The organism is Rhizobium sp. WYCCWR10014 (assembly GCF_001657485.1).
GTDB lineage: Bacteria > Pseudomonadota > Alphaproteobacteria > Rhizobiales > Rhizobiaceae > Rhizobium.
This window is the reverse complement of sequence record NZ_LXFU01000026.1, coordinates 1-9,832: the sequence shown is the minus strand read 5'-3', so window position 1 is coordinate 9,832 and position 9,832 is coordinate 1. Positions and strand designations below refer to the sequence as shown.

General features: G+C 58.4%; 8 protein-coding genes and 1 pseudogene. 7 read left to right on the top strand and 2 right to left on the bottom strand.

Going from position 1 to position 9,832, the window contains the following annotated elements:
* Positions 1 to 7 precede the first annotated feature (7 nt).
* Genes A6U98_RS06445 through A6U98_RS06420 form a run of 6 tightly spaced genes read left to right on the top strand, consistent with a single transcriptional unit; the run spans position 8 to position 7,604 of the window.
* On the top strand, positions 8 to 958 hold the full coding sequence (locus A6U98_RS06445) for a glycosyltransferase (protein ID WP_064648732.1): 951 nt from the start codon (positions 8 to 10) through the stop codon (positions 956 to 958).
* On the top strand, positions 955 to 2,055 hold the full coding sequence (locus A6U98_RS06440; protein WP_064648730.1) for a glycosyltransferase family 4 protein: 1,101 nt from the start codon (positions 955 to 957) through the stop codon (positions 2,053 to 2,055). The genes A6U98_RS06445 and A6U98_RS06440 overlap by 4 nt, the downstream gene beginning before the upstream one ends.
* Entirely contained in the window at positions 2,049 to 3,194 is a 1,146-nt protein-coding gene (locus tag A6U98_RS06435; protein WP_064648728.1) for a glycosyltransferase family 4 protein, read from the top strand. Before A6U98_RS06440 ends, A6U98_RS06435 begins: the two co-directional genes overlap by 7 nt.
* Positions 3,191 to 5,398: a polysaccharide biosynthesis tyrosine autokinase gene (locus tag A6U98_RS06430; RefSeq protein ID WP_064648727.1), complete on the top strand. Its 2,208-nt coding sequence runs from the start codon at positions 3,191 to 3,193 to the stop codon at positions 5,396 to 5,398. The genes A6U98_RS06435 and A6U98_RS06430 overlap by 4 nt, the downstream gene beginning before the upstream one ends.
* A 51-nt stretch (positions 5,399 to 5,449) precedes the next feature.
* Positions 5,450 to 6,541: a GDP-mannose 4,6-dehydratase gene (gmd, locus tag A6U98_RS06425; protein ID WP_064648725.1), complete on the top strand. Its 1,092-nt coding sequence runs from the start codon at positions 5,450 to 5,452 to the stop codon at positions 6,539 to 6,541.
* Positions 6,534 to 7,604, top strand: a complete 1,071-nt coding sequence (locus A6U98_RS06420; RefSeq protein WP_064648723.1) for a GDP-L-fucose synthase — start codon at positions 6,534 to 6,536, stop codon at positions 7,602 to 7,604. Before gmd ends, A6U98_RS06420 begins: the two co-directional genes overlap by 8 nt.
* A 301-nt stretch (positions 7,605 to 7,905) precedes the next feature.
* On the opposite strand, the gene A6U98_RS35490 is transcribed toward A6U98_RS06420, so the two are convergent.
* Complete coding sequence (locus tag A6U98_RS35490) at positions 7,906 to 8,250, bottom strand: YkgJ family cysteine cluster protein (RefSeq protein WP_082933849.1); 345 nt, start codon at positions 8,248 to 8,250, stop codon at positions 7,906 to 7,908.
* Positions 8,251 to 8,299: 49 nt separating this feature from the next.
* Between A6U98_RS35490 and A6U98_RS35485 the strand changes: the two are divergent.
* Positions 8,300 to 8,965: pseudogene (locus A6U98_RS35485) on the top strand (sugar phosphate isomerase/epimerase family protein); the annotation flags it as partial.
* Here A6U98_RS35485 and A6U98_RS06410 read toward each other — a convergent pair.
* The coding region (locus tag A6U98_RS06410) for a BID domain-containing protein (protein WP_197496351.1) at positions 8,927 to 9,832 on the bottom strand (906 nt) is incomplete at its 5' end. The pseudogene A6U98_RS35485 and the gene A6U98_RS06410 overlap by 39 nt on opposite strands.

Sequence of the window (9,832 nt, the reverse complement as noted above, 5' to 3'; positions counted from 1 at the left end):
GGATGTCATGGAGCGGCCTACAATCAGCGTCCTCATCAATAACTACAACTACGGTCGCTTCGTTGCCCGGGCAATTGACAGCGCCCTGAGCCAACGGGCGTCCAATGTCGAGATAATCGTCGTCGACGACGGCTCAAGCGACCAATCGCGCTCTGTTCTCGACGGCTATGACAAGCGGGTGAAGGTGCTCTTCCAGGAGAACCAGGGACAGGCCGCCGCCATAAATGCTGCTGTGAAGTTAAGCAGTGGCGACATCCTCTGTTTTCTCGATGCCGATGACTGGTGGGCGCCAGGCAAGCTGTCGGCAACAGCCGCTGCTTTCCACTGCAATCCTCAGGCATCGCTTGTTTATCACCGACTTCAGCCAACGCAGACCGATGGCTCACCAGCCTTCAGGCCAATCCCTCGGACCCTGTGTTCAGGAAATTTGCCGCCACGGCTCGCCAGATCGGCTGGTTGGTGGCCCTTCCCGATGACATCAGCCATCGCTGTAAGACGTAGCGCGTGGAATGCTGCAGGGGATATTCCCGAGCAGTTCCGCATGTCTGCCGATGCCTGGCTCACAGGCATCTATCCATTTCTGGGGAGCGTTGTCGCCTTGTCGGATCCACTCGGGTTCTATCGGATTCACAACAATAATTGGTATCGGCCAGTCGATGACGCCGCCATGCTGCGAAAGCGGATGGCCCATTGGCAGGCGACCGTTGAAGCGACGAACCGGTTTCTTTCCGCGCATGATCTGGCGGGAAGGCTGCGTCTGACTGATCACTATCCGTACCGGGTGGCCTCAGCCAGGCTGCAGGGCGCCGATACACGCACCCGGTTCAGCCTCGCTGTGGAAGGGCTCTTTTTCGCCGGAGAACCAAACTTGCTGAGGCGGACGCGCGATGCATTGCGCACAGCCTACGACTTGCCTCGACTTGGTCAGGACGTCGGCGTGTCGGAGTCAGCGGGATGAAGGCGCTGCTGCTGGTTTCCGAACTGGAAGACTACACCATCTCCTTCGCTAGCGGCGTTGCGCGACATGCGCACGTCGTCCTAGCGGTTCCGCGCCGGCGCTACGCACACCTTGCTTCATGGATCGATCCGGCTGTCGATCTGCACCTCATGGACTGGCCAAGGCACCGCTCGCTCTCCAATCCCTGGTTCCTGCATCAACTCACACGTCTTATCCGGCAGGAGCGGCCGAACGTCATTCACCTTCTGAGCAACTCGACGCTCTGGTTGAACCTTGCCGCGCCGTTCTGGCGCCCGATCCCGATCGTGACCACCGTCCATGACGTGGAAGTGCATCCCGGCGATTCCGACACCCGCACGCTGCCCGCCTGGGCTCCCCAATTGATGGTGCGGCAATCGGGTCATGTCGTCGTCCATGGCGAAGGGCTGAAACAAATGGTCCTCGAGCGATATTCAAAATCGCCTGATTGTGTCCATGTCCTGTCGCATCCCGCCATTCATCGCTACGCGGAGCTCGCTCGGCGGCACAATATGGCGCGGCGCGGCGCAGATGGAACTTTGCGCGTTCTGCTTTTCGGACGGATTTTTGCTTACAAGGGATTGGAGCATCTGATCCGTGCCGAGGCGATGCTCAAGGACCTGCTCCCCAATCTACGCATCACGGTGGCAGGCCGCGGCGATGATCCGTGGATCTTCCAGCCCCTTATGGGGGACGCCGTCCGCTATGATATTCGCAACCGCTTTATCGAGGATATGGAGGTCGCCCAGCTCTTTCTGGATGCCGACATCGTTGTCCTTCCCTATACGGAAGCCTCTCAAAGCGGCGTCCTCAATCTTGCCGCGGCGTTTGGCAAACCGGTTATCGTGACTGATGTCGGCGAGTTGCGAGCCACCGTTCTGCCAAACGGACTGGGAATGGTGGTTCCACCCGGGAATGTGGAACAGCTCGCGATAGCCATACGGACACTGGCGGAAAACAGCGAGCTCAGAAGTAGCTTCGGGATCAACGCGCTCGCATGGGCTACAGGTCCGAATTCGCCTCAACAGGTCGGAGCACAGGCTGCGGCCGTTTATGATAAGGTGATCGGGGCATGCTGATGAACACGCTCACGGATGGGAATCGGGTAGCGACGCGGAACGCAGCAGCAACCGTCCGCCACTACGTCCCTGGTGGTTGCGAAAACGGTGGCGGAATTGGCAGGCTCGTCGGCTATATATCGAACGCCGCGAAGGACGCCGGCGAAACACACCTTGTCACCGACACCAGAGGGCCTCGGTGGTCCTCTGTTGCGTCGCCTGTGCGCCTGCTCGGCTCTGTCTTGATGATGGCGAAGGACCGGATAATTGCTCCGGCACGCATTCACCATATTCATGTCGCGGGTCGCGGCAGCACTGCAAGAAAACTGATCCTGACCGAGGCTGCCCGTCTCCTCGGATGCTCTCACATATTGCACCTGCACGACTACGACTACGCGAGCGACTTTGCCTCACGCTCGCCACGTCTACAAAAGCTTATACGCAGGATGTTCCAAAATGCTGACCAGGTTGTGGCACTGGGCCAGCGCGACCGCATGACGCTAACGACGCTTCTCGGCGTGGAAGAGCGCCGCGTCGTCGTCATCGGCAATTGTGTTCCCGACCCCGGGCCGCGTAATGTTCATGTCGGCGAGATGCCGTTGATCATATTTCTCGGCCGGCTTAGCGAACGCAAAGGCGTTCAGGAGCTTTTGCTTGCCTTAAGTCATCCGGTCATGAAAGAGCTCCGGTGGCGAGCCGTGCTGGCGGGTGACGGACCAGTCGAAGACTACCGGCGCCAGGCTGCCGCCATGGGGCTTTCAGATCTGGTGAAAATGCCGGGCTGGCTAGGCGCCGACGAGGCGCAAGCCTTGTGTACACGGGCAGATATCCTGGTCCTACCTTCGCATGCCGAGGGCTTGGCAATGGCTGTGGTCGAAGGGCTTTCCCATGGTCTCGCCGTCGTCACCACGCGCGTCGGCGCGCATGGCGAAGTCATCTCCGACGGTGAAACCGGCGTCTTCGTACCCGTCGGAGACAAGGATGCCTTGGCTGCGGCGCTGGCCAAACTCGTCACCGATCCGGAAGTCCGCAACCATCTATCGGCCAAGGCCCGCGCTCATTATCTCAACAATTTCAGTATGAAGGCCTACATGCGATCGCTGGTCAAACTCTACGACACGATCTCCGCGCAACCTCAAACGACGGCTGGTGAACGATGACTATTTCAACTGTGCCGCCAGACCGCAACACCTCGCTCTCGTCGATGCGCTACGATCCCCGGCTTCAGGTAGAGACTCGTTCGGACGACCTTGATCTGACTTCAGGCCTGCGCCTTATCCGGCGACGGGTGGTCATGATAATGGCCATCATCATGCTGCTTATGACCGTTGCCGCAACCGTGATTTCTGGATTGAAGCCGACTTATCATGCCGAGTCCCGGCTGATCATCCACACGCCTCTGGCGACAAAGCTCGGCACCGACGAGTCCGGCCGCGCCGATCCGCTGGACGCCACATCTGAGACCGAACGGCTTCTTTCCAGAAGCATCGCAGAGCGGGTAATCCGCGACCTGCGGCTCGATGAATGGCCGGAATTCAATCCGGCGCTGCAAGAAGTCTCGCCTATCGACAAGATCCGATCAATGCTGCGCGGTTGGGTCGATAGTGAAAAACCCTCCTTACCGATACGGGACAGCATCGAGCCGATAATCCCAAAGTACTACAAGGCCCTACGGGTTTGGCGCGATGGCCAAGGTGACGTCATTCAGATCGGTTTCGATGCGAGCGACCCCGAACTGGCCGCTTCGGTCCCGAACCGGCTCATCAGCATCTACCTCGAAGAGCGGAAAGACAGTCTGCGTGGTCGAGTGGATGCAGCAGAAGAATGGATTCTGCTGCGCATCGACGAACAGATGGGGCGGGCCAAGGCAGCACGCGATGCCGCCGACGAATATCAGGAAACCACGGACGTCGTCTCAAATGACGACGCTCAGGTTGAACAGATCAAGTCGATAATGGAGCTGGGCGAGCGGCGGACAAAAATCGAGCAAAGCCGCGCTGAAGCGAGAGCAACGATATCTGCGCTCGAAGCGACCGACGACCCCTCGCTTGTCCTGCAGAATATGGTCATTCCCGACAGCATTGGCGCAATGCAACGCGAGCTTCGTGCGCAGGAGCAAGATCTCGAGCGCCTTCTCGAGACATATGGCAACACGGCCGAAGCCGTGGTCGACACGCGGGCCAAGATCCTTAAATCTCGCACCGATCTCAGCCTTGCGACCGATCGATATCTCCAATCGATACGCACCAAACTTGCGGCGCTCGATCACGAGGACGACGCGGTCCGGTCGGCATTAGCCGCTGCTCATGAGAAACGCGCTCGCTCCGCCCTGGCGCAAACGGAGTTGGCCCGACTCCAGCACATGGCTGACAAGGAGCAGACAGCGCTGGACAAGCTCGAGGAGCAGCGCCGTGGCCTGGCTGCGCAAGCCATGCTGCCGGGCGCGGAACTGGAAGTTTTGTCACCGGCCGCGGTGCCGCTGGCGCCGCAGGGACGCGGGCGGCTTTTCTATTTGATCGGCGCCCTTTTGGCTTCGATATCGATCGCGGTAACGGCCGCTTTCGTGGTCGAGATGTTGGACAACTCAGTCCGCAGCTTCGACCAGATGGCCGGAATGTCGCGCATCGTACCCGCCGGGTTCATCCCGCACCTGAAACGGAAAGACCAGAGAGATCCGTCGATGCTCTTTGGGAGCATGCAAGGAGGGATGTTTGACGAAGCAATTCGCTCCGTCATGACAACGCTCAAACAATCCAACGGCGGAAAACTGCCAAACACTATTGTCGTGACGTCGGCGCACAGCGGAGAAGGCAAGTCGCTTGTTGCCAGATCCCTGGCAATCGATCTCGCCGCCAACGGAATTCCGGTGCTGCTGGTCGATGGCGACCTCAGACTCGGAAATCTCGACTCGTTTTTCAAATCAGAGCTAAAGCAGGGGTTGAATGAATTCCTAAGTGGACTGGCCGGATTACAAGACATTATCCATCACCATCCAAGCGGTATCGACTTCATCCCGGCTGGCAATGCCAGTCTCCATCGGCGCGTTCATTTCACCGATGTGGCTGACATCGTCGCAATGGCCGCCTCACAGGGCCAAATCGTCATCTTCGACAGCGCGCCCGTGCTCGCCTCGACCGATACCATGCATCTGACAGCGTTAGCAGAACGAACGCTAGTGGTCGTAAAATGGGGAAAGACGAGCCGTCGCGCCGTAGAGTTTTGCCTGCATCAGCTGAAGACCGCGCGCAATGTAGAGATTGCCGTTGCCATAAATAACGTCGATCCGAACAAACACGCCAGGTACAACTTCAGCGATTCAGAACTGTTTGCGAGCTCACTGAGGAAGTACCACGAGTTCACATGAGTTCGACAGCGTGCCGGCCTGATTCCGTCGAAATAAATTACGGAGACCGCAGTGAAAAACGAAAATAAGGTTGCGCTGATTACGGGTATAACAGGTCAAGACGGTGCGTATTTGGCCGAATTGCTCCTGGAGAAAGGCTATATTGTTCACGGCCTCAAGCGACGCTCATCGTCTTTCAACACCAGTCGCATCGAGCATCTGTACGAGGATCCCCATGTCGAAAATCCTCGTTTTATTCTGCATTACGGGGACATGACCGATTCAACGAACCTCATCCGCGTCGTTCAGGAAACGCAGCCGGACGAGATCTATAATCTCGCCGCACAGAGCCACGTTCAGGTCTCTTTCGAGACGCCAGAATATACGGCTAACGCCGATGGAACCGGCACCCTTCGGCTACTTGAAGCAATTCGGCTGCTGGGGCTGACCAAGAAGACCCGCTTCTATCAAGCGTCCACCTCAGAGCTCTACGGCAAAGTCCAGGAAGTCCCGCAGAGCGAAACGACGCCTTTCTACCCTCGATCACCCTACGCGGCGGCCAAGCTCTACGCCTATTGGATTGTCGTCAATTATCGCGAGGCATATGGCATGCACGCCTCGAACGGCATTTTGTTCAATCATGAAAGCCCGATCCGCGGCGAAACATTCGTGACGCGTAAAATCACCCGGGCGGCGGCTGCAATTCATCTTGGATTGCAGGAAAAGCTCTATCTTGGCAACTTGGATGCCAAGCGCGACTGGGGACATGCACGAGAATATGTCCGCGGCATGTGGCTGATGCTGCAACAGGACGAACCGGAGGACTATGTCCTTGCAACCGGCGAAACGCACTCGGTTCGCTCCTTTGTTGACAAGGCCTTTGCCAAGGTGGGCATGCCGATTGATTGGCGTGGAAACGGGGTTGAGGAAAAGGGATACGATAAGACATCCGGTCGGTGTGTGGTGGAGATCGATCCAGCTTACTTCCGTCCGACTGAAGTTGATCTTCTGATTGGCGATGCGACGAAGGCGCACACGAAGCTTGGCTGGAAACATGAGACCAGTCTTGATCAGCTGATTGCGGAGATGGTCCGCGAAGATCTGAAACTCATGGCACGAAATGTTCCGTCGGTCGGTGTAACCAAAGGTTTAGCCTATGCCTGAGATGATCTACAGCCTTGCTGGAAAGAGGGTCTATGTCGCGGGCCACCGCGGCATGGTGGGCTCTGCGATCGTGCGGCGTCTCGCTTCCGAGGGCTGCGACATTTTGACGGCCACCCGCGCCGAGGTCGATCTCAGACGACAGGACCAAGTGGAGGCCTGGATGAGTAAGTATCGTCCCGACGCGGTCTTCCTGGCTGCTGCGAGGGTCGGCGGTATTCTCGCGAACGCTACCTATCCGGCCGACTTCCTCTACGACAACTTGATTCTCGAAGCGAACGTCATACACGCAGCCCATAGAGCTGACGTCGAAAAACTGATGTTTCTGGGCTCGTCTTGCATCTATCCAAAATTCGCCGATCAGCCGATCGTTGAGGACTCACTTCTGGCTGGATCGCTTGAACCCACGAATGAATGGTATGCAATCGCCAAAATTGCCGGATTAAAGCTCTGCCAAGCCTATCGCAAACAGCACGGTAGAGATTTCATCTCGGCCATGCCTACCAATCTTTATGGTCCAGGCGACAATTTTGACCTCGGGTCAAGCCATGTCATGCCGGCGCTCATACGCAAGGCGCATGAGGCCAAGATCAACCAGCAACAAGCGATATGCATCTGGGGAAGTGGCACGCCGCGGCGCGAATTCCTGCATGTTGACGATTGCGCCGACGCCTGCCTCCATCTCATGAAGACCTACTCCGCCGAAAGTCATGTGAACGTAGGTTGCGGCGAAGATATTACCATCCTCGAATTGACACACCTCGTCTCCAAGATCGTTGGTTTCAAAGGCAAGATCACGCGCGACCTCACCAAGCCAGATGGCACGCCACGTAAACTCTTGAGCGTCGACAAGCTTCGCACTCTCGGCTGGTCTCCCAAGATAGGTCTGAAAGTGGGCATCGCAGATGCCTACCGCTCCTTCCTTGACGGCCATCATCTCGAACGCAGCGACAGAGGTATGTCCGGCGACTTAATCGGTCAAAGTGACATCAGTTTCGATATAGCCAAGAGTTCGGCGCCGCACGCGGCCACGCTCTCGACCGTTGCGCATCATCCGTCGCCATAGGGAATTTGCACGAGGATAACAGGATTTTGTCTCGGGGGGACGCATATGCTGGGACGGCGCACATAATGCAGCCTGTAGACATCAGGATTGCAGCGCTCATTTTCCTGATAGTCGTGTGGGTGATGATTATCGGTACGGCAATGGATTTTTTCGCGGTCGAAATGCCGATATCGCTTGTCGCGCTACTAGGCAGATAGTCCACATCGGATGACTCCACCGGGCCTTACCTTCGGCTGGACTTTCGGACGACAATCGCTGGAGTAAAGTCGACAGGCGAAGAGGAGCCGGATGGAACCTCGCCTCAGTTGATTGGCAGTTCCGCATCGATGTGATTGGGCGGCAAACTTGGCTTACCGAGCCCGAAGAACGCGCGCGCGGTCAAGCAAGCGTCATCCCCTGGGACGCAGGCGCGGCAGACGTCAGGCCGAAGATCGTACACTTGACAGGATGTCTCTGAACCGACGCGACCGACCAATGCGGAGCAGCGCGCACCGTCGCAACGCATTCCTTGCTGGTTCGCGGCTACGAAATGCGCTGGCAGCAAATCGAGAGCAGCGTCGGTTTCCGTGGAAAATCTGGGCCAGGTCGGCGAATAGGAGCAGCAGGCTCCGCAGCCTTGGCAATCGAAATCGATCAATGATGTCATGGCCCGCTCCTACCACATAGCCCGCCAAGAGCAAAGCCTTCGGCTATGCGCTGAGCGAGCGCACCGCAGACGCGGCATCGACTACGTGAAATGGGCAATCGACAGCAGCGATGCGCTCGGCGCGACGATGCTGAGCGGCCTGCGGCATTCGACGCTCGGCAAATTTTCGGGAAGCGGACCGAGCGCGGCGGAACTCAAGCGCTCGGTTTCCTCACAACACGTGATCGGTGATCATGCAGCAAAGCACGGCGTAACGATCGGGCTTGAGGCGCTGAATCGCTTCGAATGCTACCTGTTCAACACGATGGACGATCTTGCGGCCCTTATCGACGCGGTCGGACATCCGCATATCCGCGCTATGTACGACACGTTCCACAGCAAAATCGAAGAGACAGATCCAATCGGCGCGTTCACGCGAAACAGTGACCGCATCGTGCATGTCCACACATTCGGAGAACGACCGCGGCGTACCTGGACGCGGCAACATTCCCTGGGCGGAGACCTTCAAGGCGCTACGCGCGAGCGGCCACGACGGGTGGCTGACAATCGGAGCCTTTGGTCGAGGCCTCAAGGAGCTCGCCGCCGCGACAAGGTCTGGCGCGACTTTTCCGAGACACCGGAAGCGGTCTATCGCCAATCTGTGCCTCCTCGAAATTCCTGGTCCGAGCCAAGACGTCTACATCCCAAGCCCCAAGGACTTGCCGCGCTTCAGTGAGCGCTGCAACTCCATCTGCTGCGTGAGCTCGGCACGATGACTACGATCGGCAAGGCGAGCAACCTGGCGGATACGCCCGACGTCCCCAGCCTGATCAGGCCCCACTCGCTTCAGCTGATCCGCGAGATCTGAGGGATCGGCGCGACCGAAGCGCGTTTCGATCGCGCTGGCGATGTCCTTTGCCTCGGCAAGCGCTCGACGCCCCTCCGGTGTCCCCGCCAGTTGCTCGACGAACTTTGCCTTGTCGGTATGGGCGAGATCGTCGAGCTTTCGCAGCAGCGCCTCGCTCTGGCGGCTCGGGCCCAGAATCTCGACCACGTCCTGCTTTTCCCGCTTCCAGCGTTCCGAGCCGCATTCGGCCGCGAGGCGACGTTGCCAGGTCTTGGCGGATTGGCGAACATGCGACGCCAGCGCATCGATCCGGGAGAGCGCGTGTTTGCGATCGGCGTTGTCTCCGAACAGGCCTGCCTTGCCGGCGAGCGCACCGATCGTCTCGGGCAAAGTGCTGAGTTGGTTGGCGAGCGCGACCGGATCTGCATTCTCATCCAGGATCCGGCCGCGCAACACGTCCATGGCCGCCGGCGCGTCTTTGAACACCTGCGGCGCAAGCTGCTTTGCCGCCTCCCAATCTCGTTCGAATGCCGGCATTGCCTTTGACCGTCCAACCTCTTCGACGCTCATCGTATAGGTCTTCACGGCCGCAATGAGCACGCGGCGTTCATCTTGGCTGCGGTCTTGGTGCGCAGGACTGTTATCGGCGATGGTGCGGGCTGCGAGTGGCTGCGGTTTCTCCACTGGCTTGGCAACCGCCGTGTCCGGAATGGGCTGTATCCCTTTGCTGATTCCCTGAGATGCGACATCCCTTTC

Excerpts from the sequence above, each read along its gene's own strand:
- A6U98_RS06430 (WP_064648727.1), top strand. The coding sequence starts at position 3,191 with ATGACTATTTCAACTGTGCCGCCAGACCGCAACACCTCGCTCTCGTCG.
- A6U98_RS35490 (WP_082933849.1), bottom strand. The coding sequence starts at position 8,250 with ATGACATCATTGATCGATTTCGATTGCCAAGGCTGCGGAGCCTGCTGC.
- A6U98_RS06420 (WP_064648723.1), top strand. The coding sequence starts at position 6,534 with ATGCCTGAGATGATCTACAGCCTTGCTGGAAAGAGGGTCTATGTCGCG.
- A6U98_RS06445 (WP_064648732.1), top strand. The coding sequence starts at position 8 with ATGGAGCGGCCTACAATCAGCGTCCTCATCAATAACTACAACTACGGT.
- A6U98_RS06435 (WP_064648728.1), top strand. The coding sequence starts at position 2,049 with ATGCTGATGAACACGCTCACGGATGGGAATCGGGTAGCGACGCGGAAC.
- A6U98_RS06440 (WP_064648730.1), top strand. The coding sequence starts at position 955 with ATGAAGGCGCTGCTGCTGGTTTCCGAACTGGAAGACTACACCATCTCC.